The organism is Microbacterium sp. NC79, from assembly GCF_019061125.1.
GTDB lineage: Bacteria > Actinomycetota > Actinomycetes > Actinomycetales > Microbacteriaceae > Microbacterium.
Genome location: NZ_JAHQYI010000001.1, coordinates 1,200,532 through 1,224,831 on the forward strand (window position 1 = coordinate 1,200,532; position 24,300 = coordinate 1,224,831).

Annotated in this window: 18 protein-coding genes; 10 read left to right on the forward strand and 8 right to left on the reverse strand. The window is 62.7% G+C overall.

Annotation, left to right across the window (positions count from 1 at the left end; translation table 11 throughout):
- Positions 1–29: 29 nt before the first annotated feature.
- The 3 genes from glgB to glgX form a co-directional block, all read right to left on the reverse strand.
- The gene (gene glgB / locus KTJ77_RS05345; RefSeq protein WP_217337433.1) at positions 30–2,168 is read right to left on the reverse strand and encodes a 1,4-alpha-glucan branching protein GlgB; all 2,139 of its coding nucleotides are present in this window, start codon (positions 2,166–2,168) and stop codon (positions 30–32) included.
- Positions 2,165–4,129 carry a maltotransferase domain-containing protein gene (locus KTJ77_RS05350; RefSeq protein ID WP_367948897.1) on the reverse strand — a complete coding sequence of 655 codons (1,965 nt, stop codon included), beginning with the start codon at positions 4,127–4,129 and terminating at the stop codon, positions 2,165–2,167. The genes glgB and KTJ77_RS05350 overlap by 4 nt, the downstream gene beginning before the upstream one ends.
- A 181-nt stretch (positions 4,130–4,310) precedes the next feature.
- On the reverse strand, positions 4,311–6,383 hold the full coding sequence (gene glgX / locus KTJ77_RS05355; RefSeq protein WP_217337435.1) for a glycogen debranching protein GlgX: 2,073 nt from the start codon (positions 6,381–6,383) through the stop codon (positions 4,311–4,313).
- Positions 6,384–6,474: 91 nt separating this feature from the next.
- On the opposite strand from glgX, the gene KTJ77_RS05360 reads away from it, so the two are divergent.
- The 4 genes from KTJ77_RS05360 (at position 6,475) to KTJ77_RS05375 (ending at position 15,020) form a co-directional block, all read left to right on the forward strand.
- Positions 6,475–7,635, forward strand: coding sequence for a cysteine desulfurase family protein (locus KTJ77_RS05360; protein ID WP_217337436.1), 1,161 nt, complete (start codon positions 6,475–6,477; stop codon positions 7,633–7,635).
- 68 nt (positions 7,636–7,703) lie between these two features.
- Positions 7,704–8,798: a tRNA 2-thiouridine(34) synthase MnmA gene (gene mnmA, locus KTJ77_RS05365; protein ID WP_217337437.1), complete on the forward strand. Its 1,095-nt coding sequence runs from the start codon at positions 7,704–7,706 to the stop codon at positions 8,796–8,798.
- A 126-nt stretch (positions 8,799–8,924) separates the two neighbouring features.
- Positions 8,925–11,255 carry an NAD-dependent DNA ligase LigA gene (gene ligA, locus KTJ77_RS05370; RefSeq protein ID WP_217337438.1) on the forward strand — a complete coding sequence of 777 codons (2,331 nt, stop codon included), beginning with the start codon at positions 8,925–8,927 and terminating at the stop codon, positions 11,253–11,255.
- A 78-nt stretch (positions 11,256–11,333) separates the two neighbouring features.
- The gene (locus KTJ77_RS05375) at positions 11,334–15,020 is read left to right on the forward strand and encodes a hypothetical protein (RefSeq protein ID WP_217337439.1); all 3,687 of its coding nucleotides are present in this window, start codon (positions 11,334–11,336) and stop codon (positions 15,018–15,020) included.
- A 64-nt stretch (positions 15,021–15,084) separates the two neighbouring features.
- Here KTJ77_RS05375 and KTJ77_RS05380 read toward each other — a convergent pair whose 3' ends face one another.
- A complete protein-coding gene (locus KTJ77_RS05380) occupies positions 15,085–16,785 on the reverse strand; it encodes a long-chain-fatty-acid--CoA ligase (protein WP_217337440.1) in 1,701 nt (566 codons plus the stop codon).
- Between the two features lie 55 nt (positions 16,786–16,840).
- Here KTJ77_RS05380 and gatC point away from each other — a divergent pair, with 55 nt between their 5' ends.
- From gatC to KTJ77_RS05410, 6 genes are all read left to right on the forward strand, one after another.
- Entirely contained in the window at positions 16,841–17,140 is a 300-nt protein-coding gene (gene gatC / locus KTJ77_RS05385) for an Asp-tRNA(Asn)/Glu-tRNA(Gln) amidotransferase subunit GatC (protein ID WP_217337441.1), read from the forward strand.
- Positions 17,137–18,654: an Asp-tRNA(Asn)/Glu-tRNA(Gln) amidotransferase subunit GatA gene (gene gatA, locus KTJ77_RS05390; RefSeq protein ID WP_217337442.1), complete on the forward strand. Its 1,518-nt coding sequence runs from the start codon at positions 17,137–17,139 to the stop codon at positions 18,652–18,654. Before gatC ends, gatA begins: the two co-directional genes overlap by 4 nt.
- Complete coding sequence (gatB, locus tag KTJ77_RS05395) at positions 18,654–20,171, forward strand: Asp-tRNA(Asn)/Glu-tRNA(Gln) amidotransferase subunit GatB (RefSeq protein WP_217337443.1); 1,518 nt, start codon at positions 18,654–18,656, stop codon at positions 20,169–20,171. The genes gatA and gatB overlap by 1 nt, the downstream gene beginning before the upstream one ends.
- Before the next feature lie 83 nt (positions 20,172–20,254).
- Positions 20,255–21,511 carry a DNA polymerase IV gene (dinB, locus tag KTJ77_RS05400; RefSeq protein WP_217337444.1) on the forward strand — a complete coding sequence of 419 codons (1,257 nt, stop codon included), beginning with the start codon at positions 20,255–20,257 and terminating at the stop codon, positions 21,509–21,511.
- A 49-nt stretch (positions 21,512–21,560) separates the two neighbouring features.
- Positions 21,561–21,881 carry a hypothetical protein gene (locus KTJ77_RS05405; protein ID WP_217337445.1) on the forward strand — a complete coding sequence of 107 codons (321 nt, stop codon included), beginning with the start codon at positions 21,561–21,563 and terminating at the stop codon, positions 21,879–21,881.
- 16 nt (positions 21,882–21,897) lie between these two features.
- Complete coding sequence (locus KTJ77_RS05410; protein ID WP_217338347.1) at positions 21,898–22,440, forward strand: hypothetical protein; 543 nt, start codon at positions 21,898–21,900, stop codon at positions 22,438–22,440.
- Here KTJ77_RS05410 and KTJ77_RS05415 read toward each other — a convergent pair.
- The 4 genes from KTJ77_RS05415 to KTJ77_RS05430 form a co-directional block, all read right to left on the reverse strand.
- Entirely contained in the window at positions 22,437–22,922 is a 486-nt protein-coding gene (locus KTJ77_RS05415) for a DUF2017 family protein (protein WP_217337446.1), read from the reverse strand. The two genes, KTJ77_RS05410 and KTJ77_RS05415, sit on opposite strands and share 4 nt — an antisense overlap.
- On the reverse strand, positions 22,919–23,221 hold the full coding sequence (gene clpS, locus KTJ77_RS05420) for an ATP-dependent Clp protease adapter ClpS (RefSeq protein ID WP_254367612.1): 303 nt from the start codon (positions 23,219–23,221) through the stop codon (positions 22,919–22,921). Before clpS ends, KTJ77_RS05415 begins: the two co-directional genes overlap by 4 nt.
- Positions 23,212–23,562, reverse strand: a complete 351-nt coding sequence (locus KTJ77_RS05425) for a metallopeptidase family protein (protein ID WP_217337448.1) — start codon at positions 23,560–23,562, stop codon at positions 23,212–23,214. Before KTJ77_RS05425 ends, clpS begins: the two co-directional genes overlap by 10 nt.
- A gap of 67 nt (positions 23,563–23,629) precedes the next feature.
- The gene (locus KTJ77_RS05430) at positions 23,630–24,256 is read right to left on the reverse strand and encodes a LysE family transporter (RefSeq protein WP_217337449.1); all 627 of its coding nucleotides are present in this window, start codon (positions 24,254–24,256) and stop codon (positions 23,630–23,632) included.
- Positions 24,257–24,300 lie beyond the last annotated feature (44 nt).

The following is a 24,300-nucleotide window of genomic DNA, read 5'->3' on the forward strand; positions in this document are numbered from 1 at the left end:
CGCTTCAGGCGAAACGCGTCGGCTGAAGCCTACTTCTCCGGTCGCTTTCCGCCGTAGCGCAACCAAAGGGTTCCGAGCGGTGGCAATGTCACGTACGCGCGCCCATTCTCATCAGCGCCAACGGCACCGAAGTTGCCGATCCCGTCGCCGCCGTACGTCGTCGCATCGGAGTTCAGCACTTCGTACCACGCGCCACCGTGGGGCAGGTCAAGGGCGAGCTGCGCAATAGTCACTCCGGAGAAGTTGGAAACGCTCACGACCGTGCCATGCGTCGTGATGCGGGCGAACGCGATGACATCAGGGTTCTCGCTCGGCGCTCCCAGCAACCGAAACGCTGTGGCATCGCTATCGCGAAGCCACAGCGCGTCGAGCTCGCGGTACGTGCGGTTCAGATCGCCGATGAAGCCGGCGAGCTTTTGGTGCGCGGGCTGCTCGAGCAAATACCAATCAATCGCACGCGCCTCAGACCACTCCGACATCTGCCCGAATTCTTGCCCCATGAACAGGAGCTGTTTGCCAGGGTGTGCCCACATGTAGGCCAGGTAGCCGCGGGTTCCGGCGAGCTGTTGTTCGTGCGAGCCTGGCATGCGTGTCAGAAGCGTGCCTTTGCCGTGCACAACTTCATCGTGGCTAATGGGCAGGACGAAGTTCTCGCTGAACGCGTAGGCGAACGAGAAGGTCATATCGCTGTGATGGTGACTGCGGTACATCGGATCAACGCCTACGTAACGTAGCGAGTCGTTCATCCAGCCCATGTTCCACTTGAACCCGAAGCCGAGACCGCCCCGGCTTGTGGGGGCGGTAACGCCGGGGAAACTGGTGGACTCTTCCGCGATCATCGCAATGCCCGGGTGCTTCTTGTAAGCGGTCGCGTTGACCTCCTGCAGAAACTGAATGGCCTCGAGATTCTCCCTGCCACCATGAACGTTGGGCTCCCACTCGCCGTCTTCGCGGGAGTAGTCGAGGTACAACATCGAGGCCACGGCGTCGACGCGGAGACCATCAACGTGGAACTCCTCGATCCAGTACAGCGCGTTTGCGACCAGAAAGCCGCGCACCTCACGGCGACCGTAGTCGAAGATGTACGTGCCCCAGTCTTTGTGCTCACCTCGACGCGGGTCGGGGTGCTCGTAGAGGGCTTCTCCGTCGAAACGGCCGAGCGCAAAGGCATCCTTAGGGAAGTGCCCGGGTACCCAGTCCATGATCACGCCGATGTCGGCCTGGTGCAGGCGGTCAATAAGGTATCTCAGGTCGTCAGGGCTACCGAACCGACTGGTCGGCGCGTAGTAGCCAGACACCTGGTATCCCCAGGAGCCGCCGAACGGGTGCTCAGCGAGCGGCATGAACTCAACGTGGGTAAAGCCGAGCGACGTCACATAGGGAATGAGTTCGTCGGCCAGGGTGCGGTAGGTGAGTCCTGGGCGCCAGGAACCAACGTGCAGTTCGTAAATTGCCATGGGTTGCTGAGACGGTTCGCGGCGCGCTCGAGCGTTCATCCAATCGCTGTCATGCCATGCGTACGCCGTGTCGGTCACGACGGAGGCGGTGGATGGCGGAACCTCGGCAGCGCGAGCCATCGGGTCTGCTTTCAGCGCCCAATCGCCACGTTGCGACTGAATCTCGAACTTATACGTGGTTCCGACGCCGAGCGCGGGAATGAACAGCTCCCAGACGCCGCTGGAGCCGAGCGAACGCATTGCGTGCAGGCGGCCGTCCCAGTGGTTGAACGAACCCACGACGCGCACTGCCCGCGCGCGCGGTGCCCATACGGTGAATGAGACACCGTCCACTCCGCCACTGTGCGTAACGTGAGCGCCAAGCACGCGCCACAGTTCTTCGTGCCTGCCTTCGCCAATCAGATGCAGGTCGAGCTCACCAATTGTCGGCGCGTGTCTGTAGGGGTCATCGGCGCGTGACGTATGACCCGCGTACGTGGATTCGAGCTGGTATGCCGTGGTGCCTGCGGGAACGACGCCGTGCCAAATGCCATCGCTCCAGTGGCTGAGCGCAACGCGTGCGCCGTCGTTTAGGACGACAGCGACGGCATCAGCGAGCGGGCGGAGGGCGCGCACGACAGGCGTGGAACCATTGGTGTGCAGGCCGAGAACCTCATGCGGCGCGTGCCAACGGCCCTCGCCGACGGCCTGGAGAATTTCACTTTCATTCATCGTTTCACCCACAAAACATGTGCCGGCTGCGTGAACGCGTCAAGCCGGACGTAGTTATGGTCGCTCCAAGTCCACGTGGCTCCGGTGAGCAAGTCAACGACCGGAAACTGCTCCCCAGGCGCAATGTCGAACGCGGTGGTGTCGAGGTGCACCATGGTCTCACGTACCGAGTGCGGGTCGACGTTGACGACGACGATGATGGTGTCGTCTTTTCCGTTGGGGCTGAGTGCAGCGTCGATGTGCTTTGAGTACACCAGGATGGCGTCATCGTCAGACGCGTGTGCCCGGAACGAGCGCAACTGACTCAGCGCAGGATGAGCATCCCGGATACCGTTCAGCGTGCGCAGGAGCGGTGCCAACGAATCACCAGACGCTTCGGCAGCATCGAAATCGCGGAGCTTGTACTCGTATTTCTCGCTGTCGATGTTTTCTTCCGCTCCCGGGCGCGCCACCGACTCGAAGAGTTCGAATCCGGCGTACACGCCCCAAGTGGGCGCCGCGGTCGCAGCGATGATTGCGCGAATCGCGAATGCTGCCCGACCGCCGAACTGGAGGTACTCGGTAAGGATATCGGGGGTGTTCACGAACAGGTTGGGCCGCAGATAGTCCGCGGTTTCGGTAGCCAGCCCGGTGAGAAACTCTTCCAGCTCGGTCTTGGTATTGCGCCATGTGAAGTAGGTATAGCTCTGCTGGAAACCAGCGGCTGCGAGCGCCCGCAACGGTGCAGGACGGGTAAACGCCTCGGCAAGAAACACGACGTCAGGGTTCTGCCGAAGCACCTCGGCAATGAGCCACTCCCAAAACTGCAGCGGCTTCGTGTGCGGGTTGTCGACACGGAAGATCGTCACGCCCTGCGCAATCCAGTGCCGAACCACGCGGAGCACTTCGGCACGGATGCCATCTGGATCGTTGTCGAAGTTGATCGGGTAAATGTCCTGGTACTTCTTTGGCGGATTCTCCGCGTACGCGATGGTTCCGTCAGGCAACGTGGTGAACCATTCCGGGTGCTCAGTGACCCACGGGTGGTCGGGCGCAGCCTGGAGGGCGAGGTCGAGGGCAACGTCGATGCCTTCGCCTCTTGCCGCCGCAACAAAAGCACGGAAGTCAGCCATGGTTCCGAGATCCGGATGCACGGCGTCGTGGCCGCCTGCGGCTGATCCGATCGCCCAGGGCGAGCCGGGATCCGCTTCAGTCGCAACGAGGGTGTTGTTCGGCCCCTTGCGGTTGATCGTGCCGATCGGGTGGATCGGGGGCAGGTAGACGACATCGAAACCCATTCCGGCGACGGCAGGAAGCCGCTTTTGAGCGGTTGCGAAGGTTCCGGAGGCGATTGATCCGTCGGCGCGTCTGGTAGCGCCCTCGGAGCGCGGAAAGAATTCATACCAGCTGCCCACGCCTGCGCGTGCCCGCTCAACGAGGAGCGTGCGGGGAGCGTCAACGGTGATGAGGGACATCACCGGGCGAGCAAAGAGCATGGCAGCCAGGTCGGGATCATCGACGACGCCGAGAGCGGCAGTCGTATCGGCATCGCTTGATCGCAGAGTTTTGATGGCCGCTGTGAGAAGCGCCTTCTCGGGTGCGGGGTGTTTGCCCTTCGCGACCGCACGTTCCAGGACGAGGGCGCCGGACTCCCGCATCACGGCAATATCGACGCCCGCGGCCAGCTTGAGGTGCGCGGCGTGCTGCCAGGTTAAGAAGTCATCGGCGAACGATTCAAACTGAAACGTCCACACGCCCTGCTCAAGCGGGGCGAGAAGAACCTGCCAGCGGTCAAGACCTGTTCCGGTGTTCTGCAAGCGATGCAAGCTCTGCGCGCCGCTCGGCGACGTGAGCCGCACCTGCACGCCGATGAGATCGTGGCCCTCACGGAAAGCGGTGGCGCCGAAGGGAATGACTTCACCCACATAGCCCTTGGGGCGGTACGCACCGGGTGCAGCGGGAACGACGTCACTGAGCGGAATGCGACCGCTGACCGTGTTGCGCTTTTTCTGCCACGCTGAGGCGGGCCGAAGGGGAATCGGTCGGGAACTACGGATGGGAGTAACGCTCTCAAGTGCGGACACGCCTTGAATCTACCGCCCGAATGCATCGCGTGGGTATGCCCGGTGTTACGTGCGTGTCACTGCGTTGCAAACACTGGTGTCACTCTGCGGCGAACAGGTGCATGGCGGTACCGCGCAACGGAACCAGGTCGCCTGCCACGAAAGTTGTGCGGTCAGTCAGAGGCGATTCTTCCTCGCTCGACCACAGCGAGCGGAAACGCGTCACACCAGCCACCGTGGGCAGCACGACGTCGATGGGCGACTCCTTGCCATGCACGATCAGCAGAATGCGGTTGTGTGGTTTGCCCGCGACCGGAGTCTCTGCAGCGAAATATTGCAGGGTGCGGTGCTCTGGATCATGCCAACGGTCGCTTGCCATGGTTTCGCCGTGTTCGTCATACCAGTCCATCTCGCTGGATCCGGGTACGTGCCTGCCGAGCTCGGCAAAGCGCGCCGGTCGCAGCGCGGCATTTTCGCGACGAAGGCGGATGAGGGTGGCCACATGCGCACGCAGATCAATCTGCCACTGCGCCAACTGCCACGACAGCCACGTGAGTTCTGAATCATGGCAGTAGGCGTTGTTGTTTCCGCGTTGGGTACGCCCCGTCTCGTCGCCCGCGGTAATCATGGGAGTGCCAGCCGAGAGCAGGAGCGTGCCGAACAGGTTCCGCATGGCTTTGCGGCGCAGCGCGCGAATCGTGGGGTCATCGGTGATGCCTTCAGCGCCATGGTTGAACGAACGATTCGTATCGGCGCCGTCGCGGTTGTGTTCGCCATTGTCGAGGTTGTTCTTTGTCGAAAACGACACCAGATCGCGCATCGTGAATCCATCGTGTGCGGTGACGAAATTCACGCCAGCGAGGGGGCCACGATCCGGAGCGAAAGTGTTCGACGAGCCGGCGAGACGGGTCGCGAACCCTCCAATACCGGCCGGAGCGACGCTGGCACGGCGGGCGTAGTCGATGTCGCTCAGCCAAAAGTTGCGGACACGGTCGCGGTAGCGGTCATTCCACTCTTGCCAACCGTCACCAAATGCACCGGTCTTCCATCCGTCAATACCCACGTCCCATGGTTCCGCGATGAGCTTCGTGGTCTTCAGTACCGGGTCAGCCAGGATCGCCTGCAGGAGGGGATGCTCCGCCGTGAAGGCGTGTGTCTCGTCGCGGCCGAGGGAGGTAGCCAGGTCAAAGCGGAACCCGTCGACCTGAACCTCCTCTGCCCAGTACCGCAGCGAGTCCAGCACGAGGCGTGCGGCGGCCGGAGTCGCGGTGTTGAGGGTATTGCCGCACCCGGTGGTGTCGACGTACTCACCGCTGTCGGGGAGCTGTCGATAGTAGGCCGCATCATCCAGGCCACGCAGACTCGACGTCGGTCCGCCAGGGCCTTCTTCCGATGTGTGGTTGTAGACGACGTCGAGAATCACTTCGAGACCCGCCTCATGCAGTGACTTCACCATCTGCTTGAACTCTCGCAGCACAGCGGATGGCCCCTCGCGCCGTGCCGCAATCGTCGCGTACGGCGCATGCGGGGTGAAGAAGTTCAGTGTGTTGTAACCCCAGTAGTTCGCCAACCCCAACTGCAGCAGTCGTGGTTCCGACATGAACTGATGCACGGGAAGGAGCTCAACGGTCGTGATGCCGAGCGAGTGGAAGTGTTCGATCATCGCCGGATGCCCAAGACCCGCATACGTTCCGTGCAGAGCCGCAGGAACATCAGGGTGACGCTTACTCAAACCTTTCAGATGCCCCTCGTAGATGATGGTCTCGTCGAGGGGAATGAGCGGCTTCACCGCGTGGCCCCAGTCAAATGCGGTATCCACCACAACGCTGCGAAAATCGTCGTACCCGTGACCCTGAACGAGACCGCGCGAGTACGGATCAATCAGAAATTGGTTCTTGTCGAAGCGGGAGGTGTCGGAACCATCGGCACGGAAGGCATAGTGGGTGCCGACAGTGAGGGCATCCGTCGTGACTTGCCACACATCATCATCGCCACGCTGTAACGGAATCGCCTGCGTCACCCAGTCGAGGTCGGCCTCGTTGAAGATGACGAGCTCAACAGCCGTCGCGTTCTGCGACCAGACGCGTACCGTCGCGCCGCCTGCGGCGAGCGTCACTCCGAGTGCGTTGAGCTTGGGGGAGAGGAGGCCCGGTGGGGGCACGTCGGTCGCCATGCGATACAGCATAGGTGCAAGCGCTTGCCGCACCGCGTCACCTGACGGGTAGGTTCGCGCCGTGGGGGTCAGACAGTGACAACATAGAAGGATGACGGTGTACCTCGATCACGCGGCGACAACGCCGCTCCGCTCAGAAGCTCGCGACGCGTGGCTGGCGGCGATCGATACCGTTGGTAATCCCTCGTCGATTCACCGCTCAGGCCAGGCAGCGCGCCGGTTACTGGAAGACGCGCGTGAGCGTCTGGCAGCCGTGCTGGGGTGTGACGCGATTGAGGTGGTGTTTACTTCGGGCGGAACCGAAGCCATCAACCTTGCGGTCAAGGGGCTGTGGTTTTCGCGCGCCGCTGAACGCAACGTCGTTGTCCTTCCCGATGGCGAACATCACGCGACGCTTGACGCCGTGGAGTGGCTACGCACGGGAGAAGGAGCCACCGTGCGCCCTGTCGCCCTGGATCGGGTCGCCCGGATTCCGGTCGATACGTTTGCGAAGGCGCTCGCGGCAGATGTTGCGGTAGCAACCGCAATGGTCGCCAACAATGAGGCCGGAACCATTAACGATGCCGTGGCGCTCGCGGCGGCTGCCACCGATGCTGGCGTGCCGCTTCATCTCGACGCTGTCGCCTCTTTCGGGCACTGTGATCTTCCTTTTTCATCACTGGCACGTTCGGCCGCAGGCGGCGCGCACCTCATGAGTATCTCCGCGCACAAGATTGGCGGGCCGCCCTCGATTGGTGCGCTCGTGGTGTCTCGCAAGGCGACTATTACGGCGTTGCATCACGGCGGGTCGGCCCAACGCGGGTTGCGGGCAGGCACGCCCGATGCCCCGTCGGCTGCGGCCTTTGCCGCGGCTGCTGAGGCCACATTTGACGAGCGGGTGAAGGAAGATTTCCGACTCCGCGAGCTTCGAGACGCACTCATCTCCGGCATCGGCTCCGTGGTTCCGGAATCTGAGCTCCTCGGCGACCCCGACGATCGACTTCCTGGCAACGCGCATTTCCTGTTTCCCGGCGCCGCGGGGGAGTCCATGCTTTACCTCCTGGACGCGGCCGACATTGCCGTTTCTACCGGGTCGGCGTGCCAAGCCGGAATTGCGGAACCATCGCATGTCGTGCAGGCGATGGGTCGGACCGAGGCGGAAGCGCGGAGCGTTTTGCGGATGACCGTTGGCCGCACCACGACGCCTGCCGATGTCGATGCCGTCATCGCGGCCGTTGGTGACGCATACCGGCGGGCATCCGGTAGGCGATAGCCGCGTCACAGTCGTCCGTGTTTGGCGTTCCTGCGCCTCCCAGGTTCATCGGTCGTAAACTGGTACCTATGCGTATTTTGGCTGCCATGAGTGGTGGAGTGGACTCTGCCGTTGCTGCGGCTCGTGCGGTAGAAGCCGGACACGAGGTTGTTGGCGTACACCTGGCGCTTTCGCGTGCAGGCGGCACGCTACGCACCGGCTCTCGCGGGTGCTGCACTATTGAGGATGCGATGGACGCGCGTCGCGCTGCCGACAAACTCGGCATCCCGTTCTACGTGTGGGATTTCTCCGAGCGTTTTCGCGAAGACGTGATCGCCGACTTCGTTTCTGAGTACCAGGCCGGGCGCACACCGAACCCGTGCATGCGCTGCAACGAGAAGATTAAGTTTGCGGCGCTGTTGGAGCGTGCCATTGAGCTCGGCTTCGATGCGGTCTGCACCGGCCACTACGCCAATCTCGTTGAGGGGCCAGGCGGCCTGGAACTGCACCGCGCAGCCGACAACGCGAAGGACCAGTCGTATGTGCTAGGCGTGCTGACTACCGAGCAGCTGGCGCACACGTACTTCCCGCTGGGCTCGACGCCGACGAAGGCTCTGGTGCGCGCGGAAGCTGCCGAACGCGGGCTCACCGTCGCGCAGAAGCCCGACAGCCATGACATTTGCTTCATCCCTGATGGTGACACGAAGGGCTGGTTGGCCGAGAAGGTCGGCACCGCCACCGGCGACATCGTTGACCGCGAAGGCAACGTTGTTGGCTCGCACGAGGGCGCGCACGCGTACACCGTTGGTCAGCGCCGAGGCTTGCACCTGGGCGTGCCCGCCGCCGATGGCAAGCCGCGCTTTGTGCTTGAGGTTCGACCGGTGTCGAACACGGTCGTGGTTGGCCCGAAGGCTGCTCTCGCGACGGCGCTGATCGCCGGTGCGCGCTACTCATGGGCGGGTGCAGCGCCGGTTGAGAGCCAGTTCCGTTGTCACGTGCAGATTCGCGCGCATGCGGAACCTGTTCCCGCGCTCGCTGTCGTCACCGATGGTTCCGTCACCGTCACGCCGGATGAGCCGCTTGACGGTGTCGCTCCCGGGCAGACCGCCGTGCTGTACCTCGGTACCCGTGTGCTCGGTCAGTTCACAATTGACCGCACCGAGTCTGCCGTTCCCGTCGGTTAACGCCGCCTGCTCACACGAGTCGCGCGTGCGTCACGAGCGTCGAGACGGAGCTGTCGAATTGCCGTTCGCTCAGCGCCACGAGCGTCACTCTCGCCCAGTGTCCGATGCACGGCCTATCGTTGATGTGTGAATGGTTCTGAGCACACGACGCCCACTGACCTCGCCACGGCTCGCACCGAGGCGGAGCGGCTCACGACGCTGATCCTCGACGCGCGCGACCAGTACTACGGCGCCGACCGGTCGCTCGTGGCCGATGAGACGTACGACGCGTGGATGCATGCGCTCGAGGCCATCGAACGCGCGTTCCCCGAGCTTGCGGGGCAGGACTCGCCTACGCAGACGGTCGGAGCGGCAGAGAACAGTATGCTTACGCCGGTCGAGCACGCCGAGCGCATGCTGAGCCTGGACAACGTCTTCTCGCTTGATGAGCTTTCTGACTGGATGACCAAGACGAAAGCCGCAGCTGCCGGTTCCGTTCGTTGGCTGACTGAGCTGAAAATCGACGGCCTCGCGATCGCTCTGCGATACGAAAACGGCGTGCTGACGTCAGCGGCCACCCGCGGGGACGGTCGCGTCGGTGAAGATGTCACGGTGAATGCCTTGCGGGTTGCGGGCATCCCTGCGCGTTTGGCGGGCACCGGACACCCGCCGATTCTCGAAGTGCGCGGCGAGGTCTTCCTTCCGGTCGTCGAGTTTGAAGCGCTCAATGCGCTGCAAGCTCGCATGCGTGAGACCGTTATCGCCGACCTTATCGAGCGCCGCGGGTTCACGACCGAGGCCGCCGAAAAGTCTGCGGAACGTCGATTTGCCGCGTTCGCCAACCCCCGCAATGCGGCGAGCGGCGGCTTGCGCCAGCAGCTGGAGAAGAAGGAGGGCCTCGAACTCGAGGCCGGTGAAGCGCGGTTGAAGTCGCTCCGCCTGTACGTGCACGGCATTGGCGCGTGGCCGGAACCGCCGGTTGCGTCGCAGAGCGAAGTGTATGAACTGCTCGCCACCTGGGGCTTGCCGACGAGCCCGCACTACCGCACCTTCGACTCCAACGCTGACGTCGCGGCCTTCGTCGCAAACCACGGTGCCAATCGGCACGCCATCGAACACGAGATCGACGGCATTGTTGTCAAGGTTGATGATCTCGCGATGCATGCTGAGCTCGGTATGACGAGCCGCGCCCCGCGCTGGGCGATCGCCTACAAGTACCCGCCAGAAGAGGTGCAGACCCGCCTCCTCGACATCGTGGTCTCAGTCGGACGCACTGGCCGTGCAACGCCCTTCGCGGTGATGGAGCCGGCGCATGTTGCCGGTTCGGTGGTGCGTCAAGCGACATTGCACAACCAGGACGTCGTGAAATCCAAGGGTGTGCTGATCGGCGACATGGTCGTCTTGCGTAAGGCGGGTGATGTCATTCCCGAAGTTCTCGGCCCGGTGGCAGAACTTCGCGACGGTACCGAGCGCGCATTCGTGATGCCGCGCGAATGTCCTGAGTGTGGCGCCGAACTTCGCCCGGCCAAGGAGGGTGACATTGATCTTCGTTGCCCGAACTCGCGCTCATGTCCGGCGCAGGTTCGCGGTCGCGTTGAGCACATCGGATCCCGTGGTGCCCTTGATGTCGAGGGTCTTGGGGAGGTATCTGCAGCCGCGCTGACTCAACCTATTCGCCCAGAGCATCCTCCGCTTGACACTGAAGCTGCTCTGTTCGATCTCACGTTGCGTGATCTTTTCCCGATCGATCTGGTCGTGCGAGACAGCGAAACTGGTCTCGTGAAACTCAAAGACGATGGCACCGAAGACACCCGGTCGCCCTTCCGTCGTCAGCGCAAGAAGAATGATCCGATATTCGATCCTCACGGAAAGTTCGACGGCACCGCAGACTACATCGTTTCGGCAGCAGCCACCCAGTTGCTGGCAGAACTCGAGAAAGCCAAGACAAAAGACTTCTGGCGCTTCCTCGTCTCACTCAATATCCGCCATGTCGGCCCGGTGGCAGCACGCGCTTTGGCGCAGTGGTTTGGCTCGATCGAGGCGATCCGCGCAGCCACGCGTGAAGAATTGGCGTCTGTCGAGGGCGTGGGTGGCATCATCGCCGACTCGCTGATCGACTGGTTTGCCGTCGACTGGCATGCTGACATCGTCGCGCGCTGGCAGGCCGCTGGAGCCCAGCTCTTCATTCCTGGACATGCCGGTCCTGGTGCCGCCGTTGTGGAAGACGGGGTGCTTTCTGGGTTCACGGTGGTCGCGACGGGTTCACTCGACGGGTACACCCGTGACGGCGCGCAGGAGGCAATCATCAAGGCTGGGGGCAAAGCCGCATCAAGCGTCTCGAAGAAGACTGACTTCGTCGCGGCAGGTCCTGGAGCTGGCTCAAAGCTTGCGAAGGCTGAGGAACTGGGGCTTCGAATTCTCGACGCCGCACAATTCCACATTTTGGTGACACAAGGTCCCGCGGCTCTTGACGCGTAGGAGGCCACAGCAGGCATAACCCCACACCTAGTATAGAGTTAGTGAAAACATGGACTCTATTTAGGTTTGATGAGATAATTGTCGTTCTATCCTGCTGCTTCCTCCCGCGGTCACCGCGCGATCGCACTGCTTGTTGCTTCCTCACTATTTCTTGCAGTGACGGCATCGATACCTGTTGCTTCTGCGGCACCCCAGCCGCTCGCCTTTGACGTCGAAGGCGGTGAATCAACGAGCTTCGTGGTTCCCGAAGGTGTCACGTCGCTGACGTTCACGGTGGCAGGCGCTGCCGGTGGCTCCGGAGGTTCCGGATGGTCGACCATGCTCAGTGAGGGCGGTGCCGGAGCCGAAGTGAGTGGCACGATCGCGGTCCGCCCCGGAAACGTCGTGACCCTCCAGTCGGCCGAAGCTGGTCAAGAAGGCACCGGACGCATAACCGGTGTGAACGGATCGGGTGGAGCCGGTTACTCTCCTGGCGGATCGGGTGGCCAACCTCTGACCAGCCAAGCATCGGGTTCCGGCGGTGGTGGTGGCGGATCAAGCGCGCTCGTTATTGACGGCGTACCCGTGGCAGTCGCGGGTGGCGGTGGCGGTGGTGGTGGCACCGGATACGAGTCCCGGATGTGGCAGGCGCCCGATCTGCAACGCGGAGGCAATGGCGGGAGCCAGTCTGGCGGTGTGAGTGCAGACGGCTCGGGTGGTGGCGCTGGTGGGGCTTTCGGGGGTGCCTCGTCTGCAAACGGAACGGACGGCTCGGGCGCGTCAGTGGGCGCTACCAATGGCGGTGGAGGCGGCGGTGGGGGCGGCCATGTTGGCGGTGTCGGGGGTGCTCACGGCTTTGGACGCTGGTCGAATGGCTTCGAAGAGCATAATTGGGCGGCTGGCGGAGGCGGCGGCGGTGCCGGAACCTCGATGATCGCACCAGAGGTCACCGCCGTAAACCGGACGCTCAGCACCGCACACGAGGGAGCTGTATCAGTTACCTTGAACGCACGCGCGGCACTGGACGTCACCGTGCCCGAGACGATCCATCGGCACGAGCCCTTTACGGTCGACGTCAAGGTTGATTTCATCGAGCAGCCTCGGAGTTACGCCGGGCGCTTCGAGGTCGTCTGGGAGGGCGGTGCAACTCAGACATTCGAAACAAGCGATGCCCGCGCGACAACGAGCGTAACTCTCACCCCGAGTGGAGCGACCGCAGCGCCGCTGTCGATTGTCTATGTTCCAACCGATGCGTCTGATAGCCGCGCCAGCTACGCTGCCGACATGCCCGTGACGCTGTATCCGGTGCAGGTCAATCTCAGTATCGCGGATATTGAATCCGGGTGGCTGTTCTTGCAGCGTGATCATGATCTGACCGCCACCCTCATAGCCGACAGCCCCGCTCCGTTGGTAGGAACGATGCAGTACCGCGTCGACGGAAACGTGGTCGGTTCGCTTCCCGTTGAGGGGCCGGGCGAATATTCCTTGGCGTGGCGGCCCACCCAGAAATCGCACACCTATAGCCTGACGGCATCGTTCGTGCCGCACGCGGATAGTGCATACGCGGCCGCGTCTGGCTCCTTGCTGGCAAGCTTTCAGGCGGCATTTCCGACGGTCAACGTTTCTGTACCCACCATGATTCGCATGGGGCAACGGCCGATGCAGAGTGCCTACGTCGCGCACGCCGACGGCACGACTCCCGGCGGCAGGTTCACCACGACATTTACGAACACGTCAACACAACGTGGGTACGAAGTATCGGTTCCTGTCAGCGGCAACAACGTTGCGTTCGAGACGCCACAACTTCCCGTTGGTGAGTACTCCGTATTCGCGTATTACGCATCCGGGTATGAGCTCTCGCAACCCGGGTGGGCCTATGCCAACATGCGGGTAGAAAAGGTGCCCACCTCAGTATCGATCGCTACGACCGAGACCTGGTATCCGGTTCCGACGGCGGAGATTCGCGCCGTTGTCACAAACGATGACTCGGATGATGGGCGCTCGCCCGCGGGATCGATATCGTTCGACGTCACAGCTTCTGGGACCACAACAACGGTCCAGGGCTCTCCGTTGCCTGGCGGCGACCCCGGAACGACGGTCTACCTCGCGCGTTTTCCGAGCCCCGCCACCGATGAGATCATCGTGACCGCTGACTTTGTGGGTGACGCCATATTCGCGTCGTCGGAGAGCGGAGAAACAACGCTTCACGGTGGTGTGTGGCCGATGTCAGCATTTGGTGCGCTTTCACAGCAGAGTTCGACGTCGAACTCTCGCGGCGTGACCTATACCGTGATGGTCGAACAAATCATCTCGGATGCGCCGCCATTTTCCGGAACCGCGCGACTGCTCATCGACGGTGTGCTTACCGGACATACTTTGCCAATCACGAACGGCAAAGCCACCCTTAACCTCCCGAGCGCGCTCTCCGTGGGAAGCTACCGCGTCGCGGCCCAGGTGGACTTGTCGGCAAGCGGATATGGAATCACCACGCTTGATGCGTCGGTATTCACCGTCAACCCGATTGGCACGACAACGTCGCTCAGCTTGCCCGCCACGTTCACGGAAGGCGTTCAGACAACAGTAGGAGCTTCCGTGACAACACGTGATGGCTCCGAACCCGACGGCAGCGTTGTCTTCGAAGCCGCTGGGTGGAGAGACACGGTTCTCGTGGTCGATGGTCGTGCGACGACCACCCTTGTGCCGGTCGTCGGCATGACCTCGATCACGGCAACATTCGTGCCGAGTTCGGAAGGATGGGGAGGCAGTACCGCATGGACTGCAGTTGACGTCATACCGGATGACACGGGGGCCAATAGCAACGCCGACGCAGACTCCGAGGCAAACGTGGATGCGGGCGCTGACGGTGGTACACAAGCCGGCGCCGACGGCGCTTCCAGTGAGGCTGATGCAGATGTTGACGATGGGGCCGCTGCTGGCGCGGGCGCTGATGTGAATGGGAGTGCGGAGGCGGATGTTATGGCTGGCGCCGACGCTAACGCGGGTGCTGAGGCGGATGTTACGGCTGGCGCCGACGCTAACGCGGCGACCGAGGCGAACGCCGGCGCTGACGCTGATGCTGATGTGGACGCAGGCAGCAGCGTAGAGGCCGACTCGAGTGCCGGCGTAGAAGCGAACGCGAACGTAGATGCGAATGCGAACGTAGAAGCCGACTCCAGTGGCAGCGCAGAAGCGAACGCGAACGCGAACGCGAATGCGAACGTGGAAGCCGACTCCAGTGCCGGCGTGGAAGCGAACTCAGACTCCACCGCCAGCGTAGAGGCGAACGCCAACGCCGATGCGAACGCAAACGTGAACGCGAACGCAAATGCAAACGCGAACGCGAACGCGAACGCGAACGCGAACGCAAACGCGAACGCAAACGCAAACGCGAACGCAAACGCAAACTCGAACGTCGAGGGCAACGCCGATGCCGATGTGAACGCCAGCGCCGGAGCCGATGGCGCCGCGAGCGACGCACACACCGACGCCGATGGTTCCGCTGGAGGATCGGTTCCGGGTACGCCCGATGCTGACGTCGATACCGCGGCCGACAGCTCCTCAGAAGACACCGCGGCGAGCTCCGACGGCTCACAATCTCTGTCGGGTGCATCGGCTGATTCGGCTGCATCACCAGGGCCGACTGACACCGAAGCTAGCGGGTCAGATGCCGCGCAGCTCGCCACGACGGGGCAGTCGCTCTCGTCAGGTTGGTGGGCCGCCGCGCTGTTGCTCCTGCTCGCTGGGTCGCTTGTGCTCACGCGATCACGACGACAGCACCAGTCATAGCGAACAAACGACGGGTGGGTGTGTGACTCTCATCACGCACCCACCCGTCATTTGTCTTACGGGGCTAAGAAGCTAGCTGCTCAAGAATTGTCTGCTTGACCTGTCGACGCAGGACCTTGCCAATCATCGACTTTGGCAGCTCCTCCACAATGAAGTACTGGCGCGGAACCTTGTAAGGCGTCAAGATCGTGCGGCCGAAATCACGCAGCACTTCGGTATCGATGAGCGCGCCCGGCTCCAGCACGATGGCCGCGACAACCTCTTCACCCGAATGGCTACTGGGCAGACCCACAACGGCGACGTCGGCGATGCCGGGGTACTGGCGAAGGACGTTTTCCACCTCGGTTGGCGCGACATTGAACCCGCCAGTGATGATGAGTTCTTTGATGCGATCAACGACCGTCACAAAGCCGTCTTCGTCCATGCGCACGATGTCGCCGGTGCGGAACCAGCCGTCAACAAATACGGCTTCCGTTTCCTCCGGCTTGCCGTAGTAGCCGCTGAAAACCTGCGGGCCGCGCACGATGAGTTCACCTTCGGAGCCCGCAGGAACATCGACCATAGGGTTCTCCGGGTCGACGATGCGCACTTCCGTACCTGGCAACGGCAACCCGATGGTTCCGGTCTTCCGGTTCTCGGCAACCGGGTTGACCATGAGTACGGGGGAGCACTCGCTCAGGCCGTATCCCTCACACAGGTACCCGCCTGAGGCCGCTTCAAATGGTTCCACCAGCTCCACACTCAGTGGCATCGCGCCCGAGACGCCGATGGCGACGCCCTCAAGTGACACGCCCTTCTCCTTGGCTCGAGCCAGGAGGCGTTCTGCGATCGGCGGAACCAGCGGGAAGAGGGTTGCGGGGCGCTTTTTCACGACGTCGAGCACCATGTCGGCGTCAAACTTCGGGAAGAGCACGAGGCGTGCGCCCATTGACATCGCGAACGTGACACACAGGGTGAGGCCGTACGCGTGGAACATTGGCAGAACGGCGTAGAAAACGCAGCCCTCGCCGCGGGGCACCGAGGGCGTCCAAGCCTGCGCCTGCATTGCGTTCGCAATCATGTTGCGGTGCGAGAGCGCTGCCCCCTTCGGGGAGCCGGTTGTTCCGGACGTGTACTGGATGATCGCGAGATCATCCGTCTGTGGGCGCGTCCACGAGCTCTGCAGGCGGCCAGACGAGGCCAGCACATCCCACGAAATGGTGTCTTCGACGGGGGAGAAGAGGGCATCACGTGACTGGCGAGCCTTCGCAATCGGCAGCCGAAGCAACGCGCGAGTCTTCAGCGGCATCGACTTAGTGATGTCGACCGAGATGAGCGTTTGTACCGCGATGTCATCAGGGAAGTCTTGGACGGTAGCGACGACCTTATTCCACACGATGGCGGTCTTCGCGCCGTGATCTTCAAACTGCTTGCGCAACTCGCGCGGCGTGTACAGCGGGTTGTGCTCGATAACGACCGCGCCGAGACGCAACACCGCGTAGAACGCGACGATGTGCTGAGGGCAATTCGGCAAGATCAACGCCACGGGGTCTCCCGCGCTCACACCCTGCTCACGTAAGCCTTCGGCCGCGCGTTCGATCGCTTCCAGCATCTCCGCGTACGTGATCGACTTGCCGAAAAACTCCAGTGCGGGCGCGTTGGGGTACTCGCGCGCGGATCGTTCGACAACGTCGAAGAGCGATCCGGTGACGTCTCCGAGGTCTTCGGGAACGCCTTCAGCGTAGCTAGCGGTCCACGGACGAGGGGGATTAAATGTGTTTGACACGAAAACAGCCTAAACGCCGACGGGGACGGCGCTCTAAACGAACTAGACTGGCGGGGTGTCTGAAATCACTCCCGATCTTGTCCGCCACCTCGGCGTGCTCGCCCGGATCCAGCTGACCGACGAAGAAGTAGAGCGCCTCACCGGCCAGCTCGATGTCATCGTTGACAACATTGCTAAGGTGTCGGAGGTTGCTACCCCCGACGTCCCCGCAACGAGTCACCCGATTCCGCTCGAGAACGTCTTCCGCCCCGATGTGCCGCAGGCGCCGCTGACGCAGCAGCAAACACTGCAGAATGCCCCTGACGCCGAAGACGGCCGATTCGTCGTGACCGCGATTTTGGGAGAAGAACAGTGAGCGATCTGATTCGCCTGACCGCGGCAGATCTCGCAACGAAGCTCGCCGCTGGCGAGGTTTCGGCTGTTGAGGCTACCCGCGCACACCTTGACCGCATCGCCGCCGTTGATGGCGATGTTCACGCGTTCCTGCACGTCAACGAAAACGCGGAAGCAATCGCCGCTGACATTGACCGCCGCCGCGCTGCCGGTGAGCAGCTGCATGAGCTGGCCGGTGTGCCGCTCGCGGTGAAAGACGTGCTGGTCACCACCGACATGCCGTCGACCTCAGGATCCAAGATCCTTGAGGGCTACATGTCGCCGTACGACGCCACGGTCGTCGCACGTGCACGTGCGGCTGGTCTCGTCGCCATTGGTAAGACCAATATGGACGAATTCGCGATGGGCTCCTCGACTGAACACTCGGCATACGGACCGACGCGGAACCCGTGGGATCTGGAGCGCATTCCTGGCGGTTCCGGTGGTGGCTCCGCTGCTGCCGTTGCCGCATTCGAAGCGCCCCTGGCTCTTGGTTCCGACACGGGTGGTTCCATCCGCCAGCCCGCACACGTCACCGGAACCGTTGGCCTCAAGCCCACCTACGGTGGCGTGAGTCGCTACGGTGCAATCGCGCTGGCGTCCAGCCTCGACCAGATCGGCCCGGTCACCCGTACCGTGCTCGACTCTGGTCTGCTGCACGACGTCATCGGTGGCCACGACTTCAACGACTCCACGTCGCTGACCACCGAGTGGCCGTCGTTTGCCGCTGCCGCGCGCGAAGGCGCGACCGGTCAGGTTCTCAAGGGCCTCAAGGTCGGCGTCATCAAGGAGCTTCCGGACAGCGGCTTCCAGGCCGGTGTCTCGCAGTCGTTCCGTGAGTCGCTGGCGCTGATGGAGGCGCAGGGCGCCGAGATCGTTGAGATCAGTGCCCCGCACTTCGAATACGGTGTTGCTGCTTACTATCTGATTCTTCCGGCTGAGGCATCGAGCAACCTGGCGAAGTTCGACTCCGTGCGCTTCGGCATGCGGGTCACGCCTGAGGGCGGCGCAACGGTTGAGAACGTGATGGCTGCCACCCGTGCTGCCGGCTTCGGTGATGAGGTTAAGCGCCGCATCATCCTCGGCACCTACGCGCTGAGCTCGGGCTACTACGACGCCTACTATGGCTCGGCACAGAAGGTTCGCACGCTCATCCAGCGAGACTTCGACAACGCATTCGCGCAGGTCGACATCATTGCGACCCCGACGGCTCCCACCACGGCGTTTAAGTTTGGCGAGAAGGTCGGAGACCCGATTCAGATGTATCTGAACGACGTCGCCACGATTCCGGCAAACCTGGCGGGCGTACCAGGCATGACACTGCCAAGCGGTCTGGCGTCAGATGACGGTCTGCCCGTTGGTATCCAGTTCTTGGCTCCGGCGTTTGAAGACGCCCGCCTGTACCGCGTTGGCGCGGCGCTGGAAGCGCTGCTCGTCGACCAGTGGGGCGGCCCGCTGCTTGACCGCGCACCCGAGCTGAACGGAGGCGCACGATAATGGCTGCTGAAGCGCTGATGGATTTCAACAAGGCTCTCGAGCTGTACGAACCGGTTCTCGGTTTCGAAGTTCACGTTGAGTTGAACACCGCGACGAAGATGTTCTCCTCGGCCCCGAACCCGGCCAACGAGGCCAACCACGACGCCGCCCCCAACACCCTGGTGGCGCCCGTCGACATGGGTCTGCCTGGAGCGTTGCCGGTCGTGAACGCCGAGGCCGTTGTCTCATCGATCAAGCTGGGCCTGGCGCTCGGCTGTTCGATTGCCGAGACCTCGAGCTTCGCGCGTAAGAACTACTTCTACCCCGACCTCGGGAAGAACTACCAGATCTCGCAGTTCGACGAGCCGATCGCCTTCGAAGGCTCGGTTCAGGTTGAACTGGGCGACGGCACGCTTGTCGACATTCCGATTGAGCGCGCCCACATGGAAGAAGACGCCGGGAAGCTGACGCACGTCGGCGGTTCCACCGGTCGCATCCAGGGTGCAGACCACTCGCTGGTTGATTACAACCGCGCTGGCGTGCCGCTCGTCGAGATCGTCACGAAGGTCATCTACGGTGCGGAACACCGTGCGCCAGAACTCGCGAAGGCGTACGTCGCGACGATCCGCGACATCGTGCTGTCGCTGGGTATTTCGGAAGCTCGCCTCGAGCGCGGAAACCTGCGTTGCGATGCCAACGTCTCACTGCGCCCGCGCGGCCAGGAGAAGCTGGGCACCCGCACCGAGACGAAGAACGTCAACTCAATGCGTTCGGTCGAGCGTGCGGTTCGCTACGAGATCCAGCGTCAGGCTGCGATTCTCGCCGCGGGCGGAACCATCATCCAGGAGACGCGTCACTGGCACGAAGACACCGGTGAGACCTCGCCCGGTCGCCCCAAGTCTGATGCCGACGACTACCGCTACTTCCCGGAGCCGGACCTGGTTCCGGTCGCTCCGTCGCGTGAGCAGGTCGAAGAGCTGCGTGCCACGCTGCCCGAGGCTCCTGTTGCGCGTCGCCGTCGCCTGAAGAACGAATGGGGCTTCACCGACCTTGAGTTCCAGGATGTCGCCAACGGTGGCATTGTGGCCGAGGTGGAAGCCACGATTGCTGCCGGTACGACGCCCGCCGCAGCCCGCAAGTGGTGGACGGGCGAGATTGCTCGCCTGGCCAACGCCCAGGAGCGTGACATCGCCGACATCGTGACGCCGGCAAACGTCGCCGCGCTTCAGGCGCTCGTCGACGCTGGCACCCTCACCGACAAGCTCGCCCGCCAGGTGCTCGAAGGTGTTATCGCCGGCGAAGGCACCCCGCAGGAGGTTGTCGACGCTCGTGGCCTCGCCGTTGTCTCTGACGACGGCGCGCTGATTGCCGCGATCGATGAGGCGCTCGCGTCGCAGCCTGACGTGCTCGCGAAGATCCGCGATGGCAAGGTGCAGGCAGCCGGCGCTGTGATCGGTGCCGTCATGAAGGCAATGAAGGGCCAGGCCGACGCCGCGCGTGTGCGCGAACTCGTGCTGGAGCGCGCCGCACAGGCGTAATCCTTTCGGCAAGCGGGGCGTCTGGGTGACGCCCCGCTTGTTGTTTGTACCGCAGTGTCGGTGGCGTAACGGAGAATGGAACCATGGGCAGGGGAGACGGATCAAACCGGGTGTTTTCGCTCCCGGGCGATGATGACTCCGGAACATCGATCCTGCACGTCGACATGGATGCGTTTTATGCGTCCGTCGCGATTCTTGATGATCCATCGCTCGCGGGCAAAGCGATCATTATCGGCGCCCCTGAGGGCCGTTCGGTCGTCTCTAGCGCCTCCTATGAGGCCCGTCGCTTCGGCGTGCGGGCGGCGATGCCCATGGGGCAAGCGATTCGGCTGTGTCCGCACGGCGTGATCGTCACGCCGTCTTTTCATCGTTACGTTGAGGTCTCAAAACAGGTGATGGAGATCTTCCAGCGGTTTACTCCGTTGGTCGAGCCGCTATCAATCGACGAGGCTTTTCTTGACGTGTCTGGTGCGCGCCGGCTGTGGGGGAGCCCTGGGCAGATCGCGGCGCTGATTCGAGAGACGGTAGAGCGCGAGGTCGGGATCACCTGCAGCGTGGGGGTCGCGGCGACGAAGCACGTGGCGAAGATGGCATCGACGCTGTGCAAACCCGATGGCATGCTGTTTGTGCCTGAGGCACAGACGCTGAGCTTCCTCGGCCCGCGTTCGGTTCGTCAGATGTGGGGAGTCGGGCCGAAGGCCGCAGAAGCGCTGGAGAACCGCGGCATCCGTACCATTGCAGATGTCCGCGCGACACGGACAGCAGCGTTGAATCGCGCGCTTGGGCCCGCCATGGGCAACCGCGTGCGTGAGCTTGCGCATGGCGTCGACGAGCGCATCGTGGTGACGGAGCACGCCGAGAAGAGCATCGGTCATGAAGAGACGTTCGAGCGTGACGTTGCCGATAAAGAACAGCTGCGCAGCGAGCTCTTGCGGCTGGCAGATCGCGTCGGTATTCGTCTCCGCAAGGCCGGTGTTGAATCACGCACGATCGCGATCAAGGTGCGGTTTAACGACTTCAGCACACTCAGTCGTTCGCAGACGCTTCCCGAGCCCACCGACGTCGGCATGCGCATCGCAGATGCGGCACGCGACCTGTTTGAGACGATCGATCTGGTAGCCCCGGTACGACTCATCGGAGTGCGCGCTGAGAAGCTGCAACCCAAGGGCGGTTCCGCGCTCGCGCTGTGGGACGACGATAAAGACTGGCGGCGCGTTGACGATGCCCTGGACGACGCGGCGGAACGCTTTGGATCCGGGGCGGTCACCCGAGCTGCGTTCTTGGGGCGCGGCGACCGGTACGCAGCCCCGCGCGCTCCCAAACTGGATGAGCGCGGATAGTCCGGCAACCAACCTGTTCTGCAGCGCGTGAGCGCGCTACGGTGGTCATATGCCTAACATCGCACTTGAACTCGGCAAACTGTCCTCCTCGATCGGCGTGAAGAGCGTCTACGGCGAGCAACAGGACGTCGATGGCGTGAAGATCATTCCCGTCGCTATGACGTGGCACGGTTTCGGTGGCGGCTCCGACGACACGGGCTCTGAGGGCGGTGGCGGTGGTGGTACCGCGATTCCGGTCGGGGCATACGTGCGCTCCGGTGACTCCATTCGTTTCGAACCGAACATTATCGCGCTTCTCGCCGTTGCGGTTCCGTTCGTCTGCGTAGCCGGACGCGCCCTGGCCCGCATTATTCGTGCTCTCAAGAAGTAGCGACGCCGTCGACGTTGTGCTGAGCCGCGCCGTTGACGAAATCCTTCGCTGGCCGGGAGTCCAGTCCGGATCTGCGGTGATCCTGATCGATGGGAGATCCGGGGCAGGAAAGACCTCACTCAGTATGCGGTTGCGAGATGCATTACCAGGAGCGAGCGTGCTCGCGTTGGACAGTGTGTATCCAGGGTGGGACGGACTCCGTGCCGGCGCCGATCAGGTTCTCGACCGCGTGCTGCGTCCGCGTGCGGCGGGGCGAGATGGAACCTACACCGGGTGGGACTGGAACCGTGACGTTCCTGCCGATGACCACGTGGTTCCGGCTTCGGGTCCGCTCATTGTGGAGGGTGCGGGGCTTCTCACTGAGGAATCTGCTGGGCTTGCCGATGTGCGGGTCTGGGTTGAAGCGAGTGATGAAGAACGCAAACGCCGGGCTCTCGATCGTGATGGCGAAGCATATGCGCCGCACTGGGAGCGCTGGTCACGCCAAGAAGAGCGACACATCGCCGACCATAGTCCGCACCGTCTTGCAGACATCGTGATCGAGGTTCCGGCGGGTTAGGAGTCGGTGGCCTCGACGAGCATCTCAAGCCGGTATGCCAGCCAGTCGTATATCGCTAGGGTCGGATTCTCGTCGTCGTGCTCAGCGTTGTGCTCGTCAGCGGTGTCGAGGCCGAGTCGAGTAGCGAGGACGAGGCGCAGCGCCGCCAGCGTGCGCATCCACGCCAACACATCGTCATCGCTCAGGGAGACCTCGAGCGTGCCGCGAGGATCTTCATCCACCGCAACTGATGTGTCTGAAGGACCTGCCGAAAGCGTTGCAAGCACGGCGGTTGCGTCCCGTGTGCGCTGGGAGAGGAGATCGTCGGAGGTTAGTCGCCGAAACTCGGCGGCGGCGGCAGCATCGCCGCGGTAGGCGATCGGCGAAAGTCGCTCCATCGCCGGGTCGGCCAGATCGGATTCCTCGTAGAGCGCGATGAGTTGCGTCACGAGGTCGGTGAGGACGTGCACCTCGCCGTCAAAGAAGGTGATTGTCGTGCTCATACCTGCGCCTGGTCTACCGTCGCCCACAGCCCGTAGCCGTGCATCGCCTGCACATGAAGCTCCATCTGCTCACGAGCGCCAGAAGCGACCACAGCGCGACCTTCATGATGAACAGCGAGCATGAGTTCGTCCGCTTTTTCCCTGGAGTATCCGAAGTAGTCGCGAAAGACGCGAGAGACGTACGACATCAGATTGACCGGGTCATCCCATACCACCGTTTGCCATGGCGCCACCGGCTCGACCGCAATGTCGCGATCAAGGTCAATATCGGGAAGGGCGATGGCACTCATCATGCCCAGCCTAGTTCGTGAAGGCGCGCATCATCGATGCCGTAGAAGTGTGCAATTTCGTGCACAAGTGTGGTGTGTACCTCATCGCGCAATTCGTCTTCGGTCTCGCACGCAAGCAAATGCGCCATGCGATAGACGATGATGCGGTCTGGAAGGTCTCCCATGCCGTAGCGGTCGCGTTCGGTGAGCGCGAGGCCGTCGTACAAGCCAAGCAAATCCGTTGAGCCGTCTTCGCTGTAGTCCTCCACCACGAAGATGACGTTATCGAGGCCATTGACCATGTCTTCGGGGAGACGATCGAGTTCGTCGCTGACGAGTTCGTCGAACGCATCAGCGTCCATCTCCATCATGATTCCGTTCTCTCACTTGATAGCCAGTATGTCAGCGACCAGCCCGTCGCGGACGCGCAGCTGGGGATCAGTGGACGATGGCGAGAAGTGCCGCAACGGCGATGAAGAGGGCTCCGAAGATGCGGTTGAGGAGTTTCTGGCCCGATGCGGTGGCGGTGAGACGCCGGAACGGACGAGCGGCGACGGCGAAGAAGAACCACATCACGAGAACATCAACCACGATCACCGTGATGATTAAGACCAGATACTGGGGGAGCGGGTCGCGGTCAAGGCGAATGAACTGCGGAACGAACGCGAGGAAAAAGACGATGGCCTTCGGGTTGAGGATGTTCACCCAAAAGCCGCGCCGCAGCATCGACCAGCCGCTTTCGCGCGTGCGACGCGACTCGACGCTGGCGTCTTCGTCTGCAACGCGAGCAAAGATCAGGCGCAGACCCAGGTAGACAAGGTAGGCGGCGCCAGCGTAGCGAACTATCTCGAAGAGCACGGGGGAGTTGGCAATGAAGACACCGACTCCGGCCGCGACGATAACGACATGAACGATGAGCGCGAGCTGCTGGCCGGCGATGCCCCAGATGGAGCGGCGCCATCCTTCGTTGATCGAGTTCGTCATCGTGTTCACGGCCCCGGCTCCGGGTGTGAGACTAATAACGATCGTCGCAAAGAGCAGCGTTGCCCAGAGCGTCCATGTCATGCGTAGCCCTGCAATCTCGAGAGAGAAAGAGGATGCCGCACGTC